This window comes from Burkholderia sp. AU4i (genome assembly GCF_000466765.1).
GTDB lineage: Bacteria > Pseudomonadota > Gammaproteobacteria > Burkholderiales > Burkholderiaceae > Burkholderia > Burkholderia cepacia.
On sequence record NZ_ASSI01000150.1, the window covers coordinates 21829 to 48818 of the forward strand.

Below are 26990 nucleotides of genomic sequence, written 5' to 3' on the forward strand. Positions count from 1 at the left end.
GCGGGCTCGTGCGGCGAGTGCGCGCAAGGTCGTAGCGCCACGATTCCTCACAGGCCCCGCCGGTTCCGGACGGGGTCTTGTCGTTTCTCCGTCCGTATCGGTCACTCAGGAGAAACGCCATGCCCGAAGTCTCTTCCCCGAAACGCGCTCTGCTCGTCGTCGACATGCAGGTCGGCCTGTATCACGGCCCCGGGCGGCCGTACGACGGCGAACGCGTGCTCGCGAACATCAACCGGTTGATCGGCCGCGCGCGTGACGCCGGTGCACCGGTGTTCGCGGTGCGGCACACCGGCCCCGCCGGTTCGCCGATCGCGCCCGACTCGCCGCTGACCGCACTGTTGCCCGAACTCGCAATCGATGCCGCACGCGATACCGTGTTCGCCAAAACGCAGTCGAGCTGCTTCACCGGCACGCCGCTCGCCGCATGGCTGCAGGCGGCCGGCATCGGCGAGATCGTGATTGCGGGGATGAAGACGCAGTACTGCGTCGACACGGCGTGTCGTGCGGCCGCAGATCATGGTTTTCGTGCGGTGCTCGTGACCGACGCGCATACCTGCATGGATACGCCCGAACTGCCGGCCGAGCGGATCGTCGCGCATCACAATGCGACGCTTGGGGGGCCGTTCGCGACGCTCACCACGACCGACGCATGCGTGTTCTGACCGGCAACGGGCACGCGCCGTCGAAGCAACAACGCACGGGCGGCAACCGTTCGTGCGTCGTTGCGTGCAAGGGTATACCTTCGCCGCTCAGAACGTATGCATCATCCCCACATACGCCCCCGTCTGCGACTCGCCCGTCATCGGGCTCGTCCCCGACGTCGCATCACGCGGCGTCGCGAGCAGCGAGAAGTTCGAATTCCCGCCGTTGCGCACGTACGCGACCGTGCCGTACAGGAACGTGCGCTTCGACAGGTTGTACGTGGTGCCGAGCACGTACATCATCGCGTGCCCCGACGGATCGTGCGACGCGTCTCCACCGCCATCACCCACCTTCACGTAGTAACCGCCGCCCGTCACGGCCCATTGCGGCGTCGCGGTGTAGGTCGCACCGAGCCAGTAGTGATCGGCGCGATCGGCCACCCCGGCCGGGCTGTCCGGCGCCTGGTAGTGCGTATACGCGCCCTGGATCTTGAACTTCGACACCTTGACGTTCGCACCGACGAAATACTCGCGCGACGCGGTGAAGATGTTGCTGAACTTGCCGTTGTTGTCGCGCAGCTCATCATAGATGCCGCGTACGTCGAGCAACGGTGAGTGGTACGAGATCATGATCCCGTCCGAGCGGCCAAAATCGTCGGCCGCGCCGTAGTTGAAGCCGCGCGACTGGTTGCCGAACGCATATTGCGCCTGCACGTCGAAGCCGCCGATCACGGGGCTGTGATATTCGATGTTGTTGCTGGTCTGCTGCCAGTTGCGGCCGCGCACGAGCGATGCCGACGAAAACGCCTGCTGAACGAACGGGTCGAATTCCCACACCCCGTCGCTGTCGATGAACAGGTTTCGGCCGGCCTGCAGCTGGCCCCACGTGTCGCTCTTGAGCCCGACATACGCGCGCCGCGACCACATACGCCCGCCGCCCGTCGTGCCGTTCATCACCTGGAACGCGGTCTCCAGGTTGAAGACCGTCGACAGCCCGCCGCCGAGATCCTCGAAGCCCTTCAAGCCGAACATGCTGGTGCCCCAGTCGCCGCCTTCGGCACTCCAGCGGGTCGCGCTGCCGCCGTTCGGCTGCGCGATGTGGTTCAGGTATTCGATGCCGCCGTCGATCCGGCCGTACAGCGTCACGCTCGTCTGTGCAAAGGCAGCCGCCGGTGTGGCGGCCGCGATCAGCCATGCGAAATGTTTGAGTCGCAAAATGATGCCCCCTCGGAGTCTCGACCTTCCCGCGCGCGCCCCATGCGCGCGCCCCGGGTCTGCTTATCCGCGATCGATCGAGAAACGCCCGGGGCCCGCCGCGCAAAGCGCGAGCAGGCCGCCGGAGATCGCGATGTTCTTGTAGAAATGAATCATGTTGTTGATCTGCTCGCCGCCCGTCATCGTCCAGTAATGGTGGCCGATGATGCCGGTGCCGATCGTATAGAGCGCCAGCAGCAGCGCGAGCGCGCGCGTCTGGAAGCCAACCAGGATCGCGACCCCGACGAACAGTTCCATCACGACCGAGATCGCGGCGGAAATGATCGGCGCGGGCGCGCCTTCCGAACCCATGAACGCGATGGTACCGGGGAAGTCGACGATCTTCTTCCAGCCGAACATCACGAACAGGATCACGAGCAGGATCCGGGCAAGCAGCAGCAGCACATCGCGCTGGGACGCGAGAAACGGTTGATTCGGTGTCATGGTGTCGATCAACGAAAGCGATGCGCATGGCGCAAATACGCGCGGCGCACCGGATTGCGAATGAACCGGGACGGGCGGCCGCCTGCGCCGCCCGTCCCGCTCTGCAACAACCGGCATCGGGCAACAACCCGATGTGCTGTGCTCCTCCTCTTGTCAGTTATCGCCCTGCTTCGTCGCGCGCCGCATCAGCGCAGCTTCGCGACGTCCTGCTCGGTCACCTTCGCGGCCGGATTGCCGAACTGCCCGGTCAGGTAGTTCGTCAGCGCGGCGATCTGCGCATCCGACAGCTCGTGGCGGAACGCCGGCATCCCGACGTCCTCGCTACCGGCCTTGCGCTGCACGCCGTTCAGGATCACCTGCACGAGGTTGGTCGGATTCGGTGCGCCCACCGTCGAGTTGTGGAACAGCGGCGGGTAATAACCGTCCGGCGTGCCCTTGCCCTGCATCTGGTGGCAGGTCGCGCAGTTGCCGAGATACAGCCGCGCCGGATCGATGCCCGACGACGCGAGCGCGGCACCGCGCAGCGTCAGGCCGTCCTCGGCCGGCTTGCCCCACGACGAGCGCGACTGCTTCGCGTCGCCGCTGGCAACTGCCGGCACCGTGCGAATGTACGTCGAGATCGCGCCGATGTCGGCTTCGGTCATCTTCGAGAAGCTGTGCTCGATCGCCTCGGCCATCGGCCCGGCCGCCTGCGCGAGGCCCGGCACGGTGCCGGTGCGCAGGTACTGGACGAGCTGCTGCTGCGTCCAGCCGCCGATCCCGGCGTTCGGGTCGGACGTGATGTTGTAGCCGTCCCAGCCCGCCAGCACCGAGCCCGACAGGAAGCTGCCGCCGGTTTCGTCGAGCGACTTCTCCTGCATCGCGATGCCGCGCGGCGTGTGGCACGTGCTGCAGTGCGCGAGGCCCTGCACGAGATACGCGCCGCGGTTCCACTCGGCGCTCTGCGCCGGCTTCGGCTGGTAGACGCCGTCCTTCAGGAACAGCCAGTTCCAGATCTTCAGCGGCCAGCGCATGCTCAGCAGCGCGGGAATCTCGTTCTTCGGCGGCGCCTGCTTGACCGGCTCGACGCCGTGCATGAAGTACGCGTACAGCGCCTGCACGTCGTCGTCGTTGATCTTCGCGTACGACACGTACGGCATCGCCGGATACAGGTTGTCGCCGTTCTTCGACACCCCGTGGCGCACCGCGCGCTCGAAGTCCTCGGCCGACCAGTTGCCGATGCCCGTCTCGGGATCGGGCGTGATGTTGCTCGTATAGATCTTGCCGAGCATCGGGATCGGCATGCCGAGACCGCCCGCGAACGGCTTGCCGCCCTTCGCGGTGTGGCAGGCCATGCAGTCGCCCGCGACCGCGAGGTATTCGCCGCGCTTGACCAGCGCCGGATCGGCCGCATCGGCCGCGCGTGCGAGGCCCGGCAGCGCGAGGCAGCCGGCGAGGAGGAAGGTGAGAGTAGATTTCCGCACGGTCAGACTTCCTTCTTCAGCGTGTCCGACATCCGCAGCGCGAGCGCCGCGATCGTCAGCGTCACGTTCACCGTACCGACGGTCGGCATCGTCGAGCTGCTCGAGATGAACAGGTTCGGATGGTCGAACGTGCGGCAGTCCTTGTCGACGACCGAGTCGCGTGCATCCGCGCCCATGATCGTCGCGCCCGTGATGTGGTTGTTCGGCGCGAACTCGTCGTTGAAGACGACTTCGGTACCGCCCAGCACCTTCGCGGCCGTCGCGTAGACCTCGCGCGTGTGGACGGCGCCGCGCTTCACGTAGTCGTCGATCGCATAGGTGATCTCTGGGCGCGGGATGCCGATCGCGTCGGTGGCCGTCTTGCTCGGCACGATGCGGTTCTCGGGCTGCGGCAGGATTTCGTGGAAACAGTCGAACTGCACGTAGCGCGCGGAACGATCGCGGATCTGCGCGTCGAGCTCCTCGGGCTTCATCAGCTTGCCGGCCTTGAAGATCTTCTGCGTCTCCTGGTTGATGCGCGACATGTTCGACAGGTGGATCTTCTTCGCGGCTTCGGTCGCGCGGAACGGGCCGTCGCGGAAGCCGATCAGCGACGTCATCTCCTGCGGGCCGCGGCCCGGCCACAGCTTCTCGTTCGCGTAGAACGACACGCCGGTGCCCGGGTGGTCCATCAGGTTGCGGCCGACCATGTCCGAGCTGTTCGCGACACCGTTCGGGAAATCGCGGTTCGCGGACATCAGCAGGATCTTCGGCGTCTCGATACCGTTCGCGGCAATCACGAAGTACTTGCCTTCGACGCGATGGTCGGCACCCGTCTTGTCCTTGTAGACCGCGGCGGTGATGCGCTTGTCCGGCCCGGTCTCGAGCTTGTAGACGACCGCGCTGTCGATCAGCTTCGCGCCGGCCTGCTCGGCCTTCTCGACGTGCACGATGCCGTTGTACATCGCGCCGATCGGGCAGATCGGCATGCAGTTGTTGTTCCCGCAACAAGTGGGCCGGCCGTCGTACGGGCGGCTGTTGCGCGCGACCGGCTCGGTCACCACGTGGAACTTCGGGTCGTAGCCGTTGAGCGCGCTCTTGATCGTCTGCTCGTTGAACGACAACGGCAGCGGCGGCATCGGGTACGGCTCCTTGCGCGGCGAGTACAGGTCTTCCTCGGGGCCCGGGCCCCATACGCCGAGCTCTTCCTCGGCGCGCTGGTAGTAATGCTCGATGTCGTCGTACTGGATCGGCCAGTCGCGGCCGACACCGTACACGGTCTTCATCTTGAAGTCGTTCGGGATGAAGCGCCACGCCGACGCGGCCCAGTGCCACGTCGTGCCGCCCACCGCGCGGATGTACTGCGAGTTGAACTTGTGCTCGCCCTTCAGGATCAGGTAGTCGTTCGGCGGGCCGTATTCCGGGTGCGGCGCCCATGCGCTCGACGGATACGGCGCCATGAAATCGGTCTTGTCGACCTGGTTGCGGAAGCGCTCGACGATTTCCCAGCGCGGCATGCGCGGGCCGGCTTCCAGCAGGATCACGGACTTGCCCGCCATCGCGAGCTGGTGTGCGACGATCGCGCCTGCGACACCCGAGCCGACGACGACGACGTCGGCCTTTTGCGTATCGGTATCGGCCATCAGGCTTGCCTCTCGATCGGTTTGTCGGCCCAGAAGCCGGGTTTGTTGGGGCAATACGACGGGATCACGAGCGTATCGGACACGACGCTGAACATTAATGCTTCTTCGTAGGTAATCACGACGTTGTCGACGACGCCGAGATACCACGCCTCAAGAATCTTCAGCGCGAGTGTTTCCTGATCGGGATTCAGCGAACCGGACGCGAGTGCGCCGGCGAGTTGCGGCAGGCTGTCGGCGGTCTTGAACGAACCCTTCTGCAAGGCCTGCAGGAAGCGCTGGCCGAGCACGCGGCTCAGCCCCTTCTTGCCTGTCAATGCTTCGGAGAGCGTCATGAACGTATCGAGCGGCGCGGTGCCGGGATCGTCGGCCAGGGCCCGCAACGCCAGCGAGCCCGTGAGGCCCGCCGCCGTCAGCGCCAGTGCGCCCTGCAGCCATTGACGCCGAGTGATGCCTGTTACGGCTGCGTCGCCAGTGCGACGCGAGTGGGGAGTGTTGTCGTTGTGCATGTTTCCTTTTCTCTCGAACACCGGATTCGGGAAAACCACGCTTGATATTTCTCAAACATTGGCGCGGACCTGAAATGTACGCGCACAAATCGGATCGAACAATCTTTTTATAGTCCATTAAATGTTCCGCAATCCGAGACAATCGACATTTCGATGCTTTTTTGTATCGTCGGCGCGACAAAGTTGCGGCCGACGCACCCATGTCGTACACCGGCGACACACTGACTGCACGCGACGATGCATGCGCATGTCGGTCGGTTAGAATCGCGTGCAATCAAACAGAAAGCTTCCCTCCGAGGGCAATCGAGCGATGAAGCAGCACGACAAACAGAACAAGACGGAACGCATCCACCACACCACCCGGCTGCTCTGGCGCCTTGGCGCCGTCGCGGCGCTCGGCGGCGCCACGGCACTGTCGCTGCATGCGGGCGCGGCCCGCACGGTGAGCGTCTCGCCGCAAGGCACCGTCACCGAAGTCCGGCAGAGCGTCGTCAAGTTCGACGAACCGATGGTCGCGTTCGGCTCGGCGTCCGCGCCGAATCCCGCACGCGTCACCTGCAACGATTCCGCGGCCGCGCGCGGCCAGGGTCACTGGCTCGACGACAAGACCTGGGTTTACGATTTCGAAAACGACCTGCCGCCCGGCGTGCGCTGCTCGGTCACGCTCAACGACACGTTGCGCTCGGTCGCCGGCAATGCGGCCAGCGGCCCGCGCCGCTTCACGTTCCAGACGGGCGGCCCGTTCCCGGTGAACGTCCGCCCCGGCTCGCGCGAGATCGAGGAACACCAGGTATTCGTGCTCAAGCTGAACGGCCCGGCCGAACCGCGTTCAGCGCTCGCGAACATCTGGTGCGAAGCGGCCGGCATCGGCAACCGCATTCCCGTCACGGCCGCCGACGACGATGCGCGCAACACGCTGCTCGATCACTTCGGGCTGAAGAAGGATGCCGCGCGCGTGCTGACGCTGTCGTGCGCGCAGGCGCTGCCCGCGAGCGCGAAGATGCAGCTCGTGTACGGCAAGGGCGTCACGAGCCCGAGCGGGATTCCGAACGAAACGGAACGGCGCTTCGATTTCACCGTGCGCGCACCGTTCGCCGCGAGCTTCTCGTGCGAGCGCGAGAACGCGAAAGCGCCCTGCACGCCGCTGCGCCCGCTCACGCTGTCGTTCAACGCGCCGATCTCGCGCAAGAACGCCGAGGCGATCAAGCTGCGCGGCCCTGACGGTTCGCTGTCGCCGACCTTCGCGGCCGACGACAAGAGCGAGGAAGTCACCACCGTCACGTTCAACCCGCCGCTGCCCGAGCAGGCCGGCCTGACGATCGAATTGCCGTCGGGCCTGCGCGACGTGACCGACCGACCGCTGTCGAACGCCGACCTGTTCCCGCTCGCGACGCGCACCGCGCCGATGCCGCCGCTCGCGAAGTTCTCGTCGGGCACCTTCGGGATCGTCGAGCGCTTCGCCGAACCCGATACGCCCGCGCTCGTACCCGTCACGCTGCGCAACGTCGAGGCCGACCTGCATATCGACGGCCTCAACACCCAGGGCGCGCAGTTCTCGAACCTGAAGGTCGACGACGACACCGCGATTCGTCAGTGGATGCGCACCGTCGACCGCTTCGACAACTGGTCGATGACGGCCGGCTCGATCGACAGCCAGATTCCCGGGCTGCTCGAACGCAAGGGCCAGCACCCCGTCTACGTGCCGCGCGAGGCCGGCGAGAAGGCGCCCGCACCGAAGGATCGCCGCATCGACGTGCGCTCGCTGACCCTGCTCAAGGGCCAGCCCGGCGTGCAGGCGCTGACGCTGCCGAAGGCGGACCCGAAGGCGCTGCGCCCGTTCGAAGTCGTCGGCGTGCCGATCGACAAGCCCGGCTTCTACGTGCTCGAACTCGCGTCGCCCGCGCTCGGCCGCTCATTGCTCGCGAAGCCGTCGAGCATGTACGTGCGCACCACGGTGCTCGTCACCAACCTCGGCGTGCACCTGAAACAGGGCCGCGAAAACAACCTCGTGTGGGTCACGACGCTCGACAAGGGCAAGCCCGTGCCGAACGCGCAGATCCGCGTGTCGGACTGCAACGGCGACGAAATCGCATCCGGTACGACCGACGCGCAGGGGCTGCTGAAGATCGACGGCGCGTTCGAATCGAAGCGAGCATGCAGTTCGTCCGACTCGGAGCAACGCTTCGACGACTACTTCGTGTCGGCCCGCGTGAACGATCCGAAGACGGGCCCCGACATGGCGTTCGTCAGCTCGGGCTGGAACCGCGGGATCGAATCGTGGCGCTTCAACGTGCCGACCGATACCGACAGCGCACGGACCGTGCGCGCGCATACGGTGTTCGACCGCACGCTGCTGCGCGCGGGCGAAACCGTGTCGATGAAGCACTTCATCCGGTCCGAGACGCTGCAGAGCCTCGCGTTCCCGTCGCAATACCCGACGCGCGTGACGATCCGCCATCTCGGCACGGGCCAGACCTACAAGCTGCCGCTCACGTGGGCGGCCGACCACAGCGCGGACTCGCAGTTCACGCTGCCGGCCGCCGCGAAGCTCGGTGAATACAGCGTCGAGCTCGAAGGCGGCCCGGAAGACTCGCCCACGTCCACCTACTACAGCGGCAGCTTCCGCGTCGAGGCGTTCCGCCTGCCGGTGCTGAAAGGATCGATCGGTGCGCGCGACGCGCAGAAAAGCCCGCTCGTCGCCGTTAAGGAAGCGCCGCTCGCGGTGCAGATCGACTACGTGTCGGGCGGTGGCGCATCGAACCTGCCCGTGCAGGTGTCGGCGCTGATGAAGTGGGCATCGCCGCCGTTCGCCGATCGCTTCGAGGATTTCAGCTTCACGCCGTATCGCCCCGACACGAGCGACGGCAATGCCGACGACGATGCGCAGGACGGCGACAACGCATCGTCGTCGAACAACGATCCCGACGCGACGAAGCTGATCGCCGACAAGCTGCCGCTGACGCTCGACCGCAACGGTGCGGACTCGGTCACGCTGAAGGGCCTGCCCGACGTCGACGCACCGAAGCGCATCGCGCTCGAAGCGACGTTCGCGGACCCGAACGGCGAAGTGCAGACGATTCGCGGCGACACGATCCTGTGGCCGGCCGCGGTGGTGGCCGGCATCAAGGCGGGCCGCTGGGTGTCGGTCGGCCAGCGCGTGCCCGTGCAGGCGCTGGCGGTCGACCTGCAAGGCAAGCCGCGCGCGTCGGTGCCGATCGAGATCAAGGGCGTCGCGCGCATCACGACGTCGTCGCGCAAGCGGATGGTCGGCGGCTTCTATGCGTACGACAACAAGAGCGACACCCGCGACCTCGGCGTGCTGTGCTCGGGCAAGACCGACGACAAGGGCCGCATGGCCTGCGACGCGACGCTCGAACAGGCCGGCAACGTACAGCTGATCGCGGTGGCGAAGGACGGCGACGGCCGCACGTCGAACGCGTCGACCTCGGTATGGGTCACGCGCGAAGACGAACTCTGGTTCGGCGGCGACAACACCGACCGGATCGACGTGATCCCCGAGAAAACCTCGTACGAACCGGGCGAAACCGCCCGCTTCCAGGTGCGCATGCCGTTCCGCTACGCGACCGCGCTGGTGGCGGTCGAGCGCGGCGGCGTGATGGAAACGCACATCGTCGAACTGAACGGCAAGAACCCGACGGTCGACCTGAAGGTCGGCGACACGTGGGGGCCGAACGTCTATGTGTCGGTGCTCGCGCTGCGCGGCCGGATTCGCGAGGTGCCGTGGTACTCGTTCTTCACGTGGGGCTGGAAGGCACCGGTCGAATGGGCACGCGCATTCTGGCGCGAGGGCCGTCACTATGAAGCGCCGACCGCGTTCGTCGACCTGTCGAAACCCGCGTTCCGCTACGGCCTCGGCGAGATCAAGGTCGGCACCGGCGTGCATCGTCTCGGCGTGACCGTGACGACCGACGCGACGCGCTACACCGTGCGCAGCAAGGCGCAGGCACACGTGAAGGTCACGCTGCCGAACGGCCAGCCCGCGCCGGCCGGCACGCAGATCGCGGTCGCGGCCGTCGACGAGGCGCTGCTCGAACTGATGCCGAACAACAGCTGGGACCTGCTCGACGCGATGCTGCGGCGACGCGCGTACGGCGTCGAGACGGCCACCGCGCAGATGGAAATCGTCGGCCGCCGCCACTTCGGCCGCAAGGCCGTGCCGGCCGGCGGCGGCGGCGGCAGCGCGCCGACGCGCGAGCTGTTCGACACGCTGCTGCTGTGGAATCCGCGCGTGACGCTGGACGCCAACGGCAGCGCGACCGTCGAGGTGCCGCTGAACGACGCGCTCACGCGCTTCCGGATCGTCGCGATCGCGGCGGTCGGCCCCGATCGCTTCGGCACCGGCAGCACGTCGATCCGCAGTACGCAGGATCTGCAGCTGATCTCAGGCCTGCCGCCGCTCGTGCGCGAAGGCGACGCGTTCCGCGCGCAAGTCACGCTGCGCAACACGACCGACCGCGCGATGCAGGTCGTCGTGACGCCGCGCGTGACGGGCCTCGATGTCGCACCGCAAACCGTATCGCTGGCGGCCAATACGGTAACCGAAGTCGCCTGGACGATCACCGTGCCCGAGCAGGCGCTCGACGCGGCCGGTGCGCTGAACTGGCGCGTCGAAGCGGCCGAGCAAGGCGGCAAGCGCGCGTCCGACGCGCTGGCGGTCGCGCAGAAGGTCGTGCCCGCACTGCCGGTCACGGTTCAGCAGGCGACGCTCGCGCAGGTCGACGGCACGCTGACGGTGCCGGTGGCCTCCCCGGCCGGCGCCGCGAACAACGCGCAAGGCGTGCCGCGCGGCGGCATCGCCGTGTCGCTGCAGTCGAAGCTCGCCGACGGGCTGCCCGGCGTGAAGCGCTGGTTCGAGCGCTATCCGTACCGCTGCCTCGAACAGCAGACGTCGCGCGCGATCGGCCTGCGCGATCCCGCGCAATGGCAGGCGCTGATCGCCCGCATGCCCGTCTATCTCGACAGCGACGGGCTCGCGAGCTACTTCCCGCCGTCGTCCGACGATTCGCACGCCGGCAGCGCGACGCTGTCGTCGTACCTGCTCGTGGTGTCCGACGAGGCGAGCCGTCTCGACCCGCGCTTCGCGCTGCCGGAAGACCTCCGCACGCGGCTCGAAGCCGGGCTCGCGCGCTTCGTCGACGGCCGCCTCGAGCGCAACACGTGGGCGCCGCGCCAGGATCGCGACCTCCGCAAGCTCGCCGCGATCGAGGCGTTGTCGCGCTACGGTGCCGCGCAAGGACGCATGCTCGGCTCGATCGAGATCGCGCCGAACCAGTGGCCGACGTCGGCGGTGATCGACTATCACGCGATCCTCACGCGCGTGAAGGACATCCCGCAACGCGACGAGAAACGCGCGCAGGTCGAGCAGATCCTGCGGGCACGCCTCACGTACCAGGGCACGCAGCTCGTGTTCTCGACCGCGCGCGACGACGACCTGTGGTGGCTGATGACCAGCAACGAGACCAACGCGGCCCGCCTCGCGCTGGAATTCGCCGGCGATCCGGCGTGGAAGGACGAGATGCCGCGCGTGACGGCCGGCCTGCTCGCCCTGCAGCGCCAGGGCGCATGGCAGACGACCACGTCGAACGCGCTCGGCCTGCTCGCGGTCGAGCGCTTCTCGCGCACCTACGAGAGCACGCCGGTTGCCGGCGCGACGAAGGTCGCGCTCGGCGGCGACGAACGCACGATCTCGTGGTCGCAGGCGCCGGCACCCGCGCCCGCCGACCCGGCTGCATCGGCCGCCCCCGCCACCCCGGCCACCCGCGCCGCCGCGGCCCGCAGCGTGATGCTGCCGTGGCCGCGCGCGTCGCAGGCACCGGCCACGCTGTCCGTCACGCAAGACGGCACCGGCCGCCCGTGGGCCACGATCGAAAGCCTCGCGGCCGTGCCGCTGCGTTCGCCGTTCGCGGCCGGCTACCGGATCACGAAGACCGTCACGCCCGTGTCGCCCGCCGTCAAGGGCGTGCTGACGCGCGGCGACGTCGTGCGCGTGCATCTCGACATCGATGCGCAGAGCGACATGACGTGGGTCGTCGTCAACGATCCGGTTCCGGCCGGTTCGACGATCCTCGGCTCGGGCCTGGGCCGCGACTCCGAAGCCGCGACGCAGGGCGAGAAGACGCCGGACGGCGCCTGGCCGGCGTTCATCGAGCGCGACTTCGACGGCTACCGTGCGTACTACGACTATCTGCCGAAAGGCAAATTCTCGGTCGAGTACACGGTGCGGCTGAACAACGTCGGCACGTTCGGGCTGCCGCCGACGCGTGTCGAGGCGCTGTACGCGCCGTCCGTGTACGGCCTGTGGCCGAACCCGCCGATGACCGTGAAGCCGGCCGAAGCGGGCAAGTAACGAGTACGCGATGATCGATCAGGTATTGCCGCGGCCGGCGCGTTTCGCCGGCCGCGTATTCGTCGCCGTCGTGCTGGCCGCGCCGCTCGTCGCGCATGCGCTGCCGGGCTACGACGAAGTGCGCCGCAACTGGCGCAGCTCCGACTGGGTGCTGCTCGCGCGCGACGGCACGCCGCTGCAGCGCACGCGCGTCGACCTCACCGAACGGCGCGGCGACTGGGTGTCGCTCGCGGACGTGTCGCCCGCGTTTCGCGAGGCGATCGTCGTGTCCGAGGACAAACGCTTCTACGAACACAGCGGCGTCGACTGGCGCGGCATCGCCGGCGCCGCGTGGGGCAACCTGTGGAACGAACGCACGCGCGGCGCGTCGACCGTCACGATGCAGCTCGCCGGGCTGCTCAGCGATTCGCCGCGCCGGTCGGGCCAGCGCTCGCTGCCGCAGAAGGCCTCGCAGGCCGTCAACGCGCTGCTGCTCGAACGCGGCTGGCGCAAGGACCAGGTGCTCGAGGCATACCTGAACCTCGTGCCGTTCCGCGGCGAGACGATCGGCCTCGCCGCGCTGTCGCAGGTGCTGTTCGGCAAGGCGCCGTCGGGCCTCGACGCGCGCGAAGCCGCGATCGCGGCCGCACTCGTGCGTGCGCCCAACGCCACGCCCGCGAAAGTCGCCGAGCGCGCGTGCCGGATCCTGCGCGACATGCATGCGGAGCAGGCCTGTGCTTCGCTCGACGGCTACGTGCAGCTGGTCACCGCGCGGCCGGCCAGCGCCGCGCGCGACGACGGCGCCGCCCTCGCCCCGCACTTCGCGCGACGCATCGCGGCCGAGGTCCGGCCGGCGGCCGGCGCGCAGGTGCGCACGACGCTCGATGCGCCGCTGCAGCGCTTCGCGCGCGACACGCTGATGCGCGCGCTGACCGAACTCAACGCGCCCGCGCACCGGCGCAACGTGCAGGACGGTGCGGTCGTCGTGATCGACAACGCGACCGGCGAGATTCGTGCGTGGGTCGGCTCGTCCGGCGCGCTGTCGAGCGCGCGCGACGTCGACGCCGTGCTCGCACCGCGTCAGGCCGGCTCGACACTCAAGCCGTTCCTCTACGCGCAGGCGATCGACGAGAAACGGCTGACGGCCGCGTCGCTGCTCGACGACGCGCCGATCAACCTCGCCGCCGGCGGCGGCCTGTACATCCCGCAGAACTACGACAAGGATTTCAAGGGCTGGGTGAGCGTGCGCAGCGCGCTCGGCGGCTCGTTGAACGTGCCGGCCGTGCGCACGCTCGTGCTCGTCACGCCGCACCGCTTCGCGCGCACGCTGACCGCGCTCGGCCTGCCGCTCGCGCAGGAAGGCGACTACTACGGCTTCAGCCTCGCGCTCGGCAGTGCGGACGTTACGCTGCTGTCGCTGACCAACGCGTACCGCGCGCTCGCGAACGGTGGCGTCGCCCGCCAGGTCGTCGACCGGCCAGCGCCAACGCCGGCACCGGCCTCCGGCGCATCCGGCGCATCGGCCGCGTCGCCCGCCCGCGCGGCCGACGGCACGCGCGTGTTCAGCGAGGCAGCCAGCTTCGTCGTGACCGACATCCTGTCCGACAACAACGCGCGCGTGCGCACGTTCGGCTTCGACAACCCGCTCGCGACGCGCTTCTTCTCGGCAGTCAAGACCGGCACGAGCAAGGACATGCGCGACAACTGGACCGTCGGATTCACGTCGCGCTATACGGTCGGCGTGTGGGTCGGCAACGCGGACGGCTCGCCGATGTGGGACGTGTCGGGTGTCACGGGCGCGTCGCCGGTGTGGTCGGCCGTCGTCGGGTACCTGCACCGCGACGTGCCGAGCCGCGCGCCGCGCGCGCCGGCCGGCGTCGAGACGCGCCGCATCACCTTCGAGCGCGAGATCGAACCGTCACGCAACGAGTGGTTCGTCGCGGGCACGGCGGTCGACACGATCCGGCTCGCCGCCCCCGTCACGCCGGGCAAGGACGGCGCGCGCGCGCCGCTGACGATCGGCACGCCGACCGACGGCACGATCTTCGCGATCGACCCGGACATTCCGCCGAAGAATCAGCGGATCTGGTTCGAGCGCTCGGCCGGGCACGCCGCGAAGTTCGCGTGGCGGCTCGACGACAAGGTGATCGGGCATGCCGACCGCATCGCGTGGATGCCGTGGCCGGGCCGGCACCGGCTCGAACTCGTCGATGCGCGCGGCAATGTTGCCGACGCGATCGGCTTCGAGGTGCGCGGCGCGTTCGCGAAGGCGGCTGCGCGCAAGCCGTGAACGCGCGCTTCGGTCGGGCTTTTCGACCTGACGCTCCGATCTGACGCTCAGACCTTACTCGCCGGCCGCGTTTGCCTTCGCCGGCTGCGGCTGCGCGGAGAAATCGAGTGTCGGCGCGGTCGAAACCGCCGCTTCGTTCGCGACGCTGAAATTCGGGCGCGGCTGGTAGCCGAAGATCTTCGCGATCACGACGCCCGGGAACTGGCGAATCTGCACGTTGTAGTGCTGCACCGTCTTGATGTAACGGCCGCGCGCGACCGCGATGCGGTTTTCCGTGCCTTCGAGCTGAGTCTGCAGGTCGCGGAACGCTTCGTTCGCCTTCAGCTCCGGATAACGCTCGGACACCACCATCAGCCGGCTCAGCGCCCCGGACAACTCGCCCTGCCGCTGGTCGAACGCCGCGAGCGCGGCCGGGTCCTTAGCCATCTCCGGCGTCATCTGCACGCTACCCACGCGCGCACGGGCCGACGCCACCTCGGTCAGCACGCGCGCCTCGTGCGACGCGTAGCCCTTCACCGACGCCGCGAGATTCGGCACGAGGTCCGCGCGGCGCTGATACTGGTTCAGCACTTCGGACCATGCGGCATTGATGTCCTCGTCGGACGACTGGATCGCGTTGTAGCCGCACCCCGCGAGCGGGGCCAGCACGCAGCACACGAGCAGGATTCGAAACCATTTCATCATGGGGTTGTTTCCGGTTGAACGCTCCGGGCGGAGCGGCAGGTGAAAGGAATCAGGTGCGCAGGCAGGCTGCGCGCGGACGCTACCAGCGGCCCGATGCGCCGCCACCGCCGCTCGATCCGCCGCCGCCGCGGAACGAATCGGAACTCGATGGCGACCGGGAGCCGGACGGGGATGACGACGAAGACGAGCCGCCGCCCGTCAGCTTCGCCCAGATCACGGCGAGTACGCACAGCACACCGAAGATGCCGGACAGCACTTCCCCGACCGAATAGTCCATTTCGCGTCCGATCGCGACGATCATGAACAGCGTCCCGCCCACGATCGCGGTGATTTTGCGCACGCGCGCCGACAGGAACAGGTTGATGCCGAGCAGGCACGGCCCGACACCGGCGGCGGCTGGAACGAACGCCGCGGCGCCCAGCATGGCTTCGAGATTGCCGTTGAAGATCGCGCCGACCGGCAGCATCACGACCGGCACGACGGCCGCCACGAGCCAGGCGGCCAGGAGCGCCACCCTGCGGCGCAGCTTGCGCCATTGCGCGACCACGCCGAGCACGACATTGGCAACCCCGAGCAGGAACCAGAACCGCACGCCGCCCGCGTTCGGGCGTTTCCGCTCGGGCAGGCCGTTCGACTGGTATTTTTCGCCACCGGCTCGCGCGTCGCGGGGCGGCGGGTTCGCGGAATTCGTCGCGCTCGCAGGGGTCGCCGCGGCCGTTTCGTATGCTTCGTCGCGCCCGTCGAGCGCCGTGGCGGGTGCGGGCTGCTCCGGCGCGGCGACGTCGGCCGGCATCATTTCGTGCGTCAGCGCGTCCAGCGCATCGCTGATGCCCGCTTCAATGCGGTTCTCGCGGAATGCCGGCACGATCCGCTCGCGAATGATCCGGCCCGCGACGATGTCCGGAATCGTGCCTTCGAGCCCGTAGCCGACTTCGATCCGCACGGTATGGTCGTTGAGCGCGGCGACGAGCAGCAGGCCGTTGTTGACCTGGGCCTTGCCGAGTTTCCATTGGTCGAACACGGTGGTCGCAAACTGTTCGATCGTCGATTGCCCGGTCGACCCGACCAGCAGGATCGCGACCTGTACGCCGAGCCGTTGTTCGAGCGCGGCGAGGCGGTCGGTCAGCTCGGAGGCGCAGGCGGCGCTCAGCACGCCCGTCGTGTCCGTCACGCGGCCTTGCAACGGCGGTGCGGCTTCCGGCTTCGGGGCGACCGGATAGGCTGCCGCGGCGGCCACGTGTGTGCAGGCCGACCGGGCCGGGGTGGAAAACGTGGCGGCCATGGACGCCGCGACGGCAACGCCGCCTTCTTCGGCCGGCGCCGCGATGGCCGTGCCGCCGAACAGCAGGATCGCGCCCGCGAGCAACGCAGTGGCCTTCCGGAAGCCGGACCTGCCGGTCACGCCCTTGGTGCGGCGTGTGTGCCGAATGCCGGTTCGGGCCGTGCCTGCCCGCGATGCCGGATCGCCTTCGCCGCCCGGCGCGCACGGCCGGCCCGTCTGTCGTTTCGAATTCATGTCGGAAACGGCGCGCCGCCTCCATCGGGAACGGCACGTTCTCTCGTCGTTTTTAATCGTCCCGCAGCATAACCAATTGCGAAAGCAACTGAAAGGTTTCCGGCCGACTTCCGGATCTCGTCATTTCAACGTGCCGCTGCACGACGCGCTCGTCGCCAGGCCACGTCCAGCCGCAGGCCGGCCAGGCGAACGAAACGGGCAAGCAGCGCCCCGCTTCGGGACATAGAATGTGAACGGCGCCGCACTGTCGGCGCCTACCGGTTGCCCCACTCTCCTCAAGGCCAGCGACCATGAACCTGCACCCCAGGCGTTTCATCCGCCCCGCGCTGGGCACGCTCTGCGTCGCCACCCTCGCAGCGCTTCAGGCGTGCAACGGCGATGCCTGCTTCGGCGTCGATGTCTGCTTCAACAACAACAACACGCAAACCGTCGCGCTGTCGGGCACGGCCGCGACGGGCGACGCGCTCGCGAGCGCGCAGGTGACGGTCAGTTGCGTGACGGGCTCGGCGACGACGCTGACGGACGGCGGCGGCAACTACCGCGTGACGGTCAATGCCGCGCTGCCGTGCGTCGTCACCGTGACGTCGGGCGGCACGAGCCTGCATTCGCTCGCGTACGCGGGCGGTACGTTCAATACGACGCCCGAGACCGAGCTGATGCTGGTCTATCTCGCCGCCCAGCTCGGCACGAACACCGCCGCATTGATCGGCAATTTCCAGGGCAATCCGCGCTACCAGCAGGCGATGAACAGCCCGAACACCGTACAGGCCGCGCAATCGGCCGTGGTGACGAGCCTGCAGCAGCGCTATTCGGTCACGCTCACGGCGCCGGCGTTCCTGACCACGTCGTTCACGGTCGGGCAACCGGGTGTCGACAGCGATCTCGTCGCGCTCGCGAAAGCCGGCGCGATCGATACGAACGGGATGCCGGATCCGGCCGCGGTTACGCTGCTCACGCAGGCCGGCGCGGCGCATCCGCTTTGACAAGCGGCCGGCGGCGGGAAGAAGGTCGCCCGTTACTGCCCGGTATCGCGCGTCAGGCGCGCGCTTCGGGCGCGTCGTCGGCCAGCAGCGCCCACCGTTCGTGGTCGCGCCATGCGCCGTCGATGCGCAGATAACGCGGAGAAAACCCCTCTTTCGTGAAGCCGAGCCGCCGAACCAGCGCAATCGACGCATGGTTGCCCGGCTGGATGTTCGCTTCGAGCCGATGCAGCCCGAGTTCGCCGAACGCGACACCGATCGCCGCGCGCATGGCGTCGGTCATCAGCCCCTTGCGGCTGAACGCCACCATCCCGTAGTACCCGAGATACGCGCTCTGGAACACGCCGCCGACGATCTCGTTGAGGTTCACCACGCCGACCACCGCCCCGGACGTGCGCTCGCGCGCGACGAAGCCGACGTTCGGCCCCGTCAGGCAGCGCCCGAACCACTGGTCGAATCCCACCTGGTCGGTGAACGAGTCGACCCACGGCAGATGATGGTTCCGGCTCGCGCGATTGGCGGCGATCAGGTCGGCGGCGTCGGTTCGGGCGACGCGGTTCAGCAGGATCGGGTTCATGGGGCAGTCGACAGGCGGCATTTACGCGGCCTCCCCACGCCCGCACGCGACGGGCGCGGCCTGGGCCTGCTGCTGCGACAGGTACCGCAGCAGCTTGGTGACCATCCACACGACGATGCAGGACAGCGCGACGAAGAAGACCGCGAGCGGCGTCAGGACATGGATCGACACGAAACCGGCCAGCCCCATCATCGCGGACGACACGAGCAGCAGCGCGCATCCGAGGATCGCGCTCGTGAGGCCGGCGATATGCGGAAACAGCGAATTGCCCTTGGCCATCAGCGTCGGGTACATCGCGCCCGCGCAGAAACCCATCACGAGCACCGGCGTCGCGAGCGTCCATACGCGCAGCCCGACGGTCAGCGCCAGCACCAGCATCGCGACCGACGCCCCCGCCATCACGCGCGCGCCGATACGCAGCCGTTGCTCGGCACTCGGCAGCCCGCGCCCGTGAATGCGGTTCGACAGCCCGCCGAGGAAATACATGAGCCCGATGCCGAGCGCGAGATAACCGAAGAAGGTCGGCGGCTTGTGCAGCGTGGTCTGCACCATGAACGGCCCGACGATGTTGAACACCAGCAGGATGCTGTAGCACAGCCCCTGGGCGAGGAAGCAGCTCTGGAACACCGGGCTCGCCAGCACCTTGCCCGCGTTCGTCATCAGCGTGCGCGGCTCGAGATGCACCGGCTTCGGCAAGGTTTCGCGGTATCGCCACAGCAGCGCCCACATCACCAGCGAGTACACCAGCAGGAACACGAGGCAGGCGCGCCAGCCGAACCATTCCTGCAGGTGCGCGCCGATCACCGGCGCGATGATCGGCGCGAGCCCCCACGCGATCGACATGTACGTGAACGCGTGCATCAGCGCCTGGCCGGAGAACGAATCGGTGATGATCGCCTTCGCGAGCAGGTTGGTGGTCGCGATCCCGAAGCCCTGCAGGCAGCGCGCCAGCACGAACGTCTCCAGGTTCTGCGCGCCGAGCGACAGCAGGCAGCCGATCGTGTAGATCACGAGCCCGAACGCCAGCACGCGCTTGCGCCCGTATGCGTCGGCGACCGGCCCGAAGATGAGCTGGCCGAGCGCATAGGCGGCCATGTAGCCGGACACGCTCGACTGGATCGCCTGCGGCGTGGTCGCGAACGAACGTGCCATGTCGGGCAGCGCGGGCACGTAGATGTCGATCGCGAGCTGGCCGGCGGACGCGAACAGGCAGATCAGGAACAACAGGAAACGCGGCGAGTTCGACTCGCGCGCGGGAATGGGCGTGGCGTTCATGACGACTGGGAAAGAGATCGGGGCGGCAGTGCCGCACCGTCAATGTTCGAAAGTCGAACATGCGTGCGGTCGTGGCGAATGCCGTATTGTGCCCGTTGTCGCGTCGTGCCGCCGGATTCCCCTGGCGTGGACGAGGTTGAATGCCGATTGCGGCTAGCCCTGAAATGCGTTAGCCGGCCCAGCCGGACGCGGTTTTAATATTGATTTAAGCCGAGGGCCGCATTGTCTCGGATGGCTCACTCCGTGAGCCGCACGTCATTGTTGACTCGATCAGTCTCGTTTGATGGAGATACGAAGATGCGATTCCGTTCGTATATGGCGGCGGGCGCGCTGGCGCTGGTGCCTCTGTTCGCCCTGGCCGGGCAGGACGGCGCGGCGGCCGCTGCCCAACCGATGTTCGTCAATGTCGACGGGCAGGCCGTGCCCGTGAAAGCCGAAACGCGCGTCGTCCAGACCGCGGTCGGCCCGATGAAGGTCAGCACGTGGAGCTGGCACAGCCCGCAAGGCGGCGCGAGCTTCGAGATGCAGACGTCGTCGTCGGGCGGCATGCCGCCCGCGGCGGCGTTGCGGCAAATACAGGCCGCGCAGTACCGGATGCAGGCGGCGCAGGCGCAGATGGTCGCGATGCAGCAGCAGATGATGGCGCTACAGCACATCGCGCTCGCCAACGCGTTCGCGATGCCGATGCCGCAGCCCGTCGGGTTCGCGATACCGGCGTGGGCGATGCCGGAACCGGTCGTCGTGATCGTGCCGGCGCAGCCTTCGGCGCGTTCGATCGCACCTGCCCCGGCAGCGCCGGCACGGCCGGCCGCGCGCGGGCCTGAAATCAAGGCCTGACGCGCACTTCCGGCGCACGAGCGACCGGGCTGCAAAGCGAAACCGCCGGCATGTGCCGGCGGTTTTTCATTTGTGGTGCGATACCACCATGACGCGGCGATCAATACTGCGCCTGATCCGTCGGATTCCTGAACAGCTGCTTCATCTCCGCCGACAGCGGATAGTTGAGGCTCACGCCCTTCGGCGGGATCGGCTGCATGAACCATTGGTCGTAGAGCTTCTCGGCCGCGCCCGACGTCTGCATCTTCGCGATCACGCCGTCGACCACGCGCTTGAACGCCGGATCGTCCCTGCGCATCATGCACGCGTAATTCTCGTGAACCAGCGGCGTGCCCGCCACCGTGTACGCGCCCGGGTTGCGGTCCTTCGCGATCTCGCCGTACAGCAACGGCTCGTCCATCACGAACGCCACCGCGCGCCCGGTCGTGACGTTCATGAACGCTTCGGCGTGATCCTTGGCGCTGATGATCGTCATGTTCATCGCCTTCTCTTCGTTGAGCTTGCGCAGCAGGCGCTCGTCCGACGTGCCGGCCGTCGTCGCGACCGTCTTGCCGGCCAGGTCCGCGAAATCCTTCACGCCCGAATCCTTGCGCGTGCTGAAGCGAATCCCATAAAGAAAGATGCTGTTCGAGAACGCGGCCTGCTTCTGCCGTTCGAGCGTGTTCGTCGTCGATCCGCATTCGAAATCGATCGTCCCGTTCTGCAGCAGCGGAATCCGGTTCTGCGACGTGATCGGGATCTCCTTCACCGAGAGATTCGGCAGGTTCAATTCCGTCTTCAGCTGGTCGACGATGCGCGATGCGATGTCGCGCGAATAGCCGATGTTCTTCTGCTGGTTGTCCGAATACGAGAACGGCACCGACGATTCGCGAATGCCGAGCGACACGACGCCCGTGTCCTTGATCTTCTTCAGCGTGCCGGTGAGGGCCTGCGCGTGCGCGGTACCCGCCAGCGCACAGGACAGCGCGACGGCCAGCCAGCCTAAGCGGCGATCCATGCTTTTCTCCTGACGAAACGTTGATCGAATCGCGATCCTACGCCCGACAAAATTCGCGTCGCATCAGGGAAAGCGTAAGCAACCTTCCACCGTGGCCGCGCATTGAAAGACGTTTGCCGTGCCGCGCAAACCGGCCCGTGCCGCACATTTCGCCCGACCGGCCGCACGCGGGCTCGCCCCGCCTTCTGTGCCACACGTTCCAAACACGTGTTCATGCTGCGACGCGGCAACGTAATCGTTTGCGCCAGCCCCGGTTTTTCTCGTGAAACGCACTCAAGAAGCCGCCGCGCCAGCCGTTACCCAGTGCATGGCGCGTCGCAGCAAGCTTGCCGCGGCCGCCAGACAAAAACGACAAGGTCCGGGTCAGCCGGACCAGCGCCACCGCCGGCACGACGGTTATCTACGAGGATCGAGTTTCAACATGAGAACCAAGCGTTTCAATCTTGCGCTGGCGCGCTCCGCACATGCGCGCATGCTCGCCGGCATGCTGTCTGCCGCCGCCCTCCTGCCCCTCGCCGGTTGCGGCGGCGGAGGCGGCGGCGACGGCAGCAACCCGTCTTCTTCCAACGCGGCACCGGCACCTGCCCCCACCCCGACGCCCGCTCCCGGCACACCGACGACCCCGCCCGCCTCGGCCGGCAGCAATGCATGCGCGACGCAGCAGGCCGCCGTGCAGATGGCGGCGCAGGCCGCACCGGCAGAAGCGCCGATCGATCACCTGATCGTCAAGCTGAAGACGCTGACGGCCACGCGTGCGATGGCGGCCATCGACAACGGGACGCGGCTCGACGCGGTCATCCAGCGCTCGATGACGCGCTGGACGGCACCGGTCGCCGGCAGTGCACGTGCCTATGCGAGCACGGTCGGGCAAGCCCCGGTGAACGTGCAGGTCGAACGGACGATCTCGAACGGCGCGGCCGTGCTGTCGCTCGGCCAGCGCATGGCCGCCACCGACGCAGCCGCGCTCGCGCAGGCATTCGCGGCCGATTCGGACGTCGACTACGCGGAACCGGATCACCCGATGCAGATCCGCGACACGCCGAGCGATCCGCTCTACAACCAGCAGTGGTACCTGTCCGACCTGACCGCCGGCATCGACCTGCCGCCCGCCTGGAACGTGACCAAGGGTTCGCCGACCGTCGTTACGGCCGTGCTCGACACCGGCTACCGGCCGCATGCCGACCTCATGGGCAACCTGCTGTCCGGCTACAGCTTCATCAGCAACGTCAACACCAGCAACAACGGCCTGACGCGCAACCCTGACGCGACCGATCCGGGCGACTGGGTCACGCAACAGGAACTCGACAACGCAAACGGCCCGTACTATCACTGCGCGAGCCAGCCGAGCGACAGCAGCTGGCACGGCACGCGCGTGATGGGCGTGATCGGCGCGACCGCCAACAACGGCACCGGCATCGCCGGCGTGTCGTGGCTCGGCCAGATCCTGCCGGTGCGCGTGCTCGGCAAGTGCGGCGGCGTGACGAGCGACATCGCCGACGGGATGCGCTGGGCAGCCGGCATCCCGGTGAACGGCGTGCCGACGAACCCGCGCCCCGCGAAGGTCATCAACCTGAGCCTCGGCGGCGTCGGCGCATGCAGCACGACGTTCCAGCAGGCGATCGACGACGTGACCGCGAAGGGCGTGACCGTCGTCGTCGCGGCCGGCAACGACGGCCTGTCGACCGGGCTCGACCAGCCCGCGAACTGCCGCGGCGTGATCAGCGTCGGCGCCACCGACGCGACGGGCCGCCGCGCGTCGTTCAGCAACTTCGGCGCCGATGTCTCGCTGAGCGCGCCGGGCGTCAACATCCTGTCGACGTCGAACACCGGCACCACGACGCCGGGCTCGGACACCTACGGCCTCGCGAACGGCACCAGCCTCGCGACGCCGCAGGTGTCGGGCGTCGCCGCGCTGATGCTGTCGGTGAACGGCAACCTCACTCCCGCGCAGATCCAGCAGAAGCTGCAAGGCGGCGCGCGCACGACCAAGCTCGCGGCCGGCACGTCGTGCACCGCGATGCCGGCTGGCTCGGGCATTGTCGACGCAGGGGCCGCCATCGCGGCAGCGGGCCAGTAACCCGCCCCTGCTTCCACGCGGCCGCGCGCATGCCGATCACGCATGCGCGCGGCCGTTTCATTCGCGGCAATCCGGGGCCGCGCCGCGCACACGTCACCCCGATTACGCATCTCGAAATAACACCTGACAAAAGGGTTGACGCTTCGCACAGCGAGCCATTACCATCGCTCCCGTCAAATTACATGGAGTGTTCTGTGAACACCGATGCGAGTTGTAGTTGGTGCTTGACCAACTTGACTGCTGCCTGAGGAAAACGCGCAGAGCCTCGTCTTCTGCCGCATCCCGGGAAGCAGGATGCGGCGTCTTTCCAGCCTGACCACGGGCCGGATCTCCCGCCGAATTTTCGATGTTGTCGAATGCACGCGACGCGCCCTCGCGCGTGTGCGTTCGTGTCGCGCGCGGCGCCAGCCGCGTGCGCCCTCCGTTCGCGTGCCGTCCGGCCGCGCGCCCTCGTGCGTGCGCGGCTGCCGATCGCCCGTGCCACCTATCCGCAACCGACAGGAGTGCAGATGAACTCAGACGACAGTAGTCGATTACCGCTCGCCGGTGCGACGCTGCGCATCGCCCCTCCGGCTGCACCGCACGCGCCGGCGAGCGTTCCATCCATCACCGATCCACAGCCGATCGCGCCTGACGCGACGCGGCGGGGAGCGCTCGTGCGTCGATAACGTCACGGTCGCTCCCCGCCCGCCGCCTCGTGCGCAAGGAGCGACTCATGACGACACGACACAACACCTCGCAGAAGAAACAGCGCGGCTTCATCAAGACCGGCGCCGGCCAGCAGAACGAACCGCGCATCATGCGCGTCGCGCAGGAAGCGGCCCGTCCGCTCGAAGACACGCTGAAGACGCTGCATACCAGCACGCGCGGCCTCACCTACGACCAGGCCGCCGACCGACTGCAGCACTACGGCCCGAACGAAATCGCGCACTACAAGCCGCCGCACTGGACGCGCCAGCTGCTGCTTTCCTTCCACAACCCGTTCGTCTACGTGCTGCTGGTACTGGCCGCCATCAGCTTCTTCACCGACGTCTGGTTCGCCGCACCCGACGATCGCGACTACGTCGGCATGACGATCCTGCTGACGATGGTCACGATCAGCGCGCTGCTGCGCTTCGTGCAGGAATTCCGCTCGCTGCGCGCGGCCGAGAAGCTGAAGGCGATGGTCCGCACGACGGCCACCGTGCAGCGTTCCGTGACCGACACGTCCGAGCCGGCGCGCCGCGAAGTGCCGATGCGCGAAGTCGTGACCGGCGACATCGTGCACCTGTCGGCCGGCGACATGATCCCGGCGGACGTGCGCCTGCTCGTATCGCGCGACCTGTTCATCAGCCAGGCCGTGCTGACCGGCGAAGCGCTGCCCGTCGAGAAATACGACACGCTCGGCGCGGTGGCCGGCAAATCCGCGAGCTCGCCCGCGGACGGTGCGGCGAACGATGCATCGGCATCGCTGCTCGACCTCGAGAACGTCTGCTTCATGGGCACCAACGTCGTCAGCGGCACGGCGACGGCCGTCGTCGTCGCGACCGGCGAAGATACGTACTTCGGCTCGCTCGCGCGCAACGTCGTGAGCCACAAGCGCATCGAGACGAGCTTCGACCGCGGCGTCGCAAGCGTGAGCTGGCTGCTGATCAAGTTCATGTTCGTGATGGTGCCGATCGTGTTCATGATCAACGGGCTGACCAAGGGCGACTGGCTGAGCGCGCTCACGTTCGCGCTCGCGGTGGCCGTGGGCCTCACGCCCGAGATGCTGCCGATGATCGTCAGCGCGAACCTCGCGCGCGGCGCGGTCGCGATGGCGCGCCGCAAGGTCGTCGTGAAACGCCTGAACTCGGTGCAGAACTTCGGCGCGATGGACGTGCTGTGCACCGACAAAACCGGCACGCTCACGCAGGACAAGATCATCCTCGAGCATCACCTCGACCTGTCGGGCCACAAGAACGAGGACATCCTGCGGCTCGGCTGGCTGAACAGCTTCCACCAGAGCGGCCAGAAGAACCTGATCGACATCGCGGTCGTCGCACGTGCCGACGAGATCGGCGAGCGCGTGAAGCCGCAGGGCTACAAGAAGATCGACGAACTGCCGTTCGACTTCGTCCGGCGCCGCCTGTCGGTCGTCGTCGAGGATACGCGCGGCACGCACCTGCTGATCTGCAAGGGCGCGGTCGAGGAGATGCTGGCCGTCTCCACGCACGTGCAGGATGAAGACGGCGTGCGTCCGCTCGACTTCGTCGCGCGCAAGCGGCTGCTCGAACAGGCCAGCGCATACAACGAGGACGGCTTCCGCGTGCTCGTGCTCGCGACGCGCACGATCCCGCGCGGCGACGAGCGCGAGCAGTACCGCACCGCCGACGAACACGACCTCGTCGTGCGCGGCTTCCTGACCTTCCTCGACCCGCCGAAGGAATCGGCTGCGCCGGCACTCGCCGCGCTGCGCGAAAACGGTGTCGCGGTGAAGGTGCTGACGGGCGACAACCCGATCGTCACGATGAAGGTATGCCGCCAGGTCGGCCTCGAACCCGGCAAGCCGATCCTCGGCACGGAGATCGAAGCGCTCGACGACGCGACGCTCGCGCAGGTCGTCGAACGCACGACGGTGTTCGCGAAACTGACGCCGCTGCAGAAGGCTCGCATCGTCAAGGCGCTGCAGGCGAACGGCCACACGGTCGGCTTCCTCGGCGACGGCATCAACGACGCCCCCGCGCTGCGCGACGCCGACGTCGGCATCTCGGTCGACAGCGGCGCCGACATCGCGAAGGAAACCGCCGACATCATCCTGCTCGAAAAGAGCCTGATGGTGCTCGAGGAAGGCGTGATCAAGGGCCGCGAGACGTTCGGCAACATCCTGAAGTACCTGAACATGACCGCGAGCTCGAACTTCGGCAACGTGTTCTCGGTGCTCGTCGCCAGCGCGTTCCTGCCGTGGGAGCCGATGCTCGCGACGCAGCTGCTCGTGCTGAACCTGATCTACGACACGTCGCAGATGCTGCTGCCGTGGGACAAGATGGACCCCGAGTTCCTGAAGAAGCCGCGCAAGTGGGAAGCCGGCAACATCAGCCGCTTCATGCTGTGGGTCGGGCCGACGTCGTCGGTGTTCGACATCACGACGTACATCCTGATGTGGACGGTATTCGGCGCGGGTGCGATGTATCACCTGAACGGCGGTTCGGGCGGCCAGATCGTGATGAACTCCGGCTGGTTCATCGAGAGCCTCGTGTCGCAGACGCTCGTCGTGCACCTGCTGCGCACGCAGAAGATCCCGTTCCTGCAGAGCACGGCCGCGCTGCCGGTGCTGCTGTCGACGTTCACCGCGATCGCGATCGGCTGCTGGCTGCCGTTCTCGCCGTTCGCGGAGTCGCTCGGCTTCATGCACCTGCCGGGCACCTTCTGGCTGTGGCTCGCCGCGACGATGGTCGGCTATATCCTGCTCGCGCAGATCGTCAAGACGATCTACGTGCGCCGCTACAAGCAGTGGTTCTGA

Annotated in this window: 17 protein-coding genes; 7 read left to right on the forward strand and 10 right to left on the reverse strand. The window is 67.6% G+C overall.

From position 1 onward, the window contains the following. The first annotated feature begins 119 nt into the window (after positions 1-119). The gene (locus L810_RS30225; RefSeq protein WP_021162029.1) at positions 120-662 is read left to right on the forward strand and encodes a cysteine hydrolase family protein; all 543 of its coding nucleotides are present in this window, start codon (positions 120-122) and stop codon (positions 660-662) included. 87 nt (positions 663-749) lie between these two features. Here L810_RS30225 and L810_RS30230 read toward each other — a convergent pair whose 3' ends face one another. From L810_RS30230 to L810_RS30250, 5 genes are all read right to left on the reverse strand, one after another. Continuing rightward, positions 750-1856 (reverse strand): porin, encoded by a 1107-nt coding sequence (locus tag L810_RS30230; RefSeq protein ID WP_021162030.1) that lies wholly within the window; start codon positions 1854-1856, stop codon positions 750-752. A gap of 63 nt (positions 1857-1919) precedes the next feature. Further along, positions 1920-2339: a DoxX family protein gene (locus L810_RS30235; RefSeq protein WP_027791849.1), complete on the reverse strand. Its 420-nt coding sequence runs from the start codon at positions 2337-2339 to the stop codon at positions 1920-1922. 185 nt (positions 2340-2524) lie between these two features. Beyond that, the gene (locus L810_RS30240) at positions 2525-3802 is read right to left on the reverse strand and encodes a cytochrome c (protein WP_021162032.1); all 1278 of its coding nucleotides are present in this window, start codon (positions 3800-3802) and stop codon (positions 2525-2527) included. 2 nt (positions 3803-3804) lie between these two features. After that, entirely contained in the window at positions 3805-5424 is a 1620-nt protein-coding gene (locus tag L810_RS30245) for a GMC family oxidoreductase (RefSeq protein ID WP_021162033.1), read from the reverse strand. Next, the gene (locus L810_RS30250; RefSeq protein ID WP_042976747.1) at positions 5424-5930 is read right to left on the reverse strand and encodes a sugar dehydrogenase complex small subunit; all 507 of its coding nucleotides are present in this window, start codon (positions 5928-5930) and stop codon (positions 5424-5426) included. Before L810_RS30250 ends, L810_RS30245 begins: the two co-directional genes overlap by 1 nt. A gap of 310 nt (positions 5931-6240) precedes the next feature. On the opposite strand from L810_RS30250, the gene L810_RS30255 reads away from it, so the two are divergent. Both L810_RS30255 and pbpC read left to right on the forward strand, forming a co-directional pair. After that, on the forward strand, positions 6241-12297 hold the full coding sequence (locus L810_RS30255; RefSeq protein ID WP_021162035.1) for an MG2 domain-containing protein: 6057 nt from the start codon (positions 6241-6243) through the stop codon (positions 12295-12297). Positions 12298-12307: 10 nt separating this feature from the next. Continuing rightward, positions 12308-14566: a penicillin-binding protein 1C gene (gene pbpC, locus L810_RS30260; RefSeq protein ID WP_021162036.1), complete on the forward strand. Its 2259-nt coding sequence runs from the start codon at positions 12308-12310 to the stop codon at positions 14564-14566. A gap of 54 nt (positions 14567-14620) precedes the next feature. Here pbpC and L810_RS30265 read toward each other — a convergent pair whose 3' ends face one another. Together L810_RS30265 and L810_RS44165 are read right to left on the reverse strand one after the other, a co-directional pair. Then, complete coding sequence (locus tag L810_RS30265) at positions 14621-15247, reverse strand: LemA family protein (RefSeq protein ID WP_122982903.1); 627 nt, start codon at positions 15245-15247, stop codon at positions 14621-14623. Positions 15248-15329: 82 nt separating this feature from the next. Then, positions 15330-16766: a TPM domain-containing protein gene (locus tag L810_RS44165; protein WP_051392338.1), complete on the reverse strand. Its 1437-nt coding sequence runs from the start codon at positions 16764-16766 to the stop codon at positions 15330-15332. A 290-nt stretch (positions 16767-17056) separates the two neighbouring features. Between L810_RS44165 and L810_RS30275 the strand changes: the two genes are divergently transcribed. Further along, complete coding sequence (locus L810_RS30275; RefSeq protein WP_021162040.1) at positions 17057-17749, forward strand: hypothetical protein; 693 nt, start codon at positions 17057-17059, stop codon at positions 17747-17749. A 52-nt stretch (positions 17750-17801) separates the two neighbouring features. On the opposite strand, the gene L810_RS30280 is transcribed toward L810_RS30275, so the two are convergent. Then, positions 17802-18323 carry a GNAT family N-acetyltransferase gene (locus tag L810_RS30280; protein WP_021162041.1) on the reverse strand — a complete coding sequence of 174 codons (522 nt, stop codon included), beginning with the start codon at positions 18321-18323 and terminating at the stop codon, positions 17802-17804. 21 nt (positions 18324-18344) lie between these two features. Beyond that, on the reverse strand, positions 18345-19598 hold the full coding sequence (locus tag L810_RS30285) for a multidrug effflux MFS transporter (RefSeq protein ID WP_021162042.1): 1254 nt from the start codon (positions 19596-19598) through the stop codon (positions 18345-18347). 297 nt (positions 19599-19895) lie between these two features. Here L810_RS30285 and L810_RS30290 point away from each other — a divergent pair, with 297 nt between their 5' ends. Continuing rightward, positions 19896-20435 (forward strand): hypothetical protein, encoded by a 540-nt coding sequence (locus tag L810_RS30290; protein WP_021162044.1) that lies wholly within the window; start codon positions 19896-19898, stop codon positions 20433-20435. Positions 20436-20535: 100 nt separating this feature from the next. On the opposite strand, the gene L810_RS30295 is transcribed toward L810_RS30290, so the two are convergent. Beyond that, complete coding sequence (locus L810_RS30295; protein WP_021162045.1) at positions 20536-21432, reverse strand: glutamate/aspartate ABC transporter substrate-binding protein; 897 nt, start codon at positions 21430-21432, stop codon at positions 20536-20538. A 421-nt stretch (positions 21433-21853) separates the two neighbouring features. Between L810_RS30295 and L810_RS30300 the strand changes: the two genes are divergently transcribed. Both L810_RS30300 and mgtA read left to right on the forward strand, forming a co-directional pair. Continuing rightward, complete coding sequence (locus L810_RS30300) at positions 21854-23509, forward strand: S8 family peptidase (RefSeq protein ID WP_042976748.1); 1656 nt, start codon at positions 21854-21856, stop codon at positions 23507-23509. A gap of 715 nt (positions 23510-24224) precedes the next feature. After that, on the forward strand, positions 24225-26990 hold the full coding sequence (gene mgtA, locus L810_RS30305) for a magnesium-translocating P-type ATPase (RefSeq protein ID WP_021162047.1): 2766 nt from the start codon (positions 24225-24227) through the stop codon (positions 26988-26990).

Bases quoted from the DNA above. Each gene is read 5' to 3' on its own strand.
- L810_RS30225 (WP_021162029.1), top strand. From the start codon at position 120: ATGCCCGAAGTCTCTTCCCCGAAACGCGCTCTGCTCGTCGTCGACATG.
- L810_RS30235 (WP_027791849.1), bottom strand. From the start codon at position 2,339: ATGACACCGAATCAACCGTTTCTCGCGTCCCAGCGCGATGTGCTGCTG.
- L810_RS30245 (WP_021162033.1), bottom strand. From the start codon at position 5,424: ATGGCCGATACCGATACGCAAAAGGCCGACGTCGTCGTCGTCGGCTCG.
- L810_RS30250 (WP_042976747.1), bottom strand. From the start codon at position 5,930: ATGCACAACGACAACACTCCCCACTCGCGTCGCACTGGCGACGCAGCC.
- L810_RS30255 (WP_021162035.1), top strand. From the start codon at position 6,241: ATGAAGCAGCACGACAAACAGAACAAGACGGAACGCATCCACCACACC.
- pbpC (WP_021162036.1), top strand. From the start codon at position 12,308: ATGATCGATCAGGTATTGCCGCGGCCGGCGCGTTTCGCCGGCCGCGTA.
- L810_RS30265 (WP_122982903.1), bottom strand. From the start codon at position 15,247: ATGAAATGGTTTCGAATCCTGCTCGTGTGCTGCGTGCTGGCCCCGCTC.
- L810_RS44165 (WP_051392338.1), bottom strand. From the start codon at position 16,766: ATGAATTCGAAACGACAGACGGGCCGGCCGTGCGCGCCGGGCGGCGAA.
- L810_RS30275 (WP_021162040.1), top strand. From the start codon at position 17,057: ATGAACCTGCACCCCAGGCGTTTCATCCGCCCCGCGCTGGGCACGCTC.
- L810_RS30280 (WP_021162041.1), bottom strand. From the start codon at position 18,323: ATGAACCCGATCCTGCTGAACCGCGTCGCCCGAACCGACGCCGCCGAC.
- L810_RS30285 (WP_021162042.1), bottom strand. From the start codon at position 19,598: ATGAACGCCACGCCCATTCCCGCGCGCGAGTCGAACTCGCCGCGTTTC.
- L810_RS30290 (WP_021162044.1), top strand. From the start codon at position 19,896: ATGCGATTCCGTTCGTATATGGCGGCGGGCGCGCTGGCGCTGGTGCCT.
- L810_RS30295 (WP_021162045.1), bottom strand. From the start codon at position 21,432: ATGGATCGCCGCTTAGGCTGGCTGGCCGTCGCGCTGTCCTGTGCGCTG.
- L810_RS30300 (WP_042976748.1), top strand. From the start codon at position 21,854: ATGAGAACCAAGCGTTTCAATCTTGCGCTGGCGCGCTCCGCACATGCG.
- mgtA (WP_021162047.1), top strand. From the start codon at position 24,225: ATGACGACACGACACAACACCTCGCAGAAGAAACAGCGCGGCTTCATC.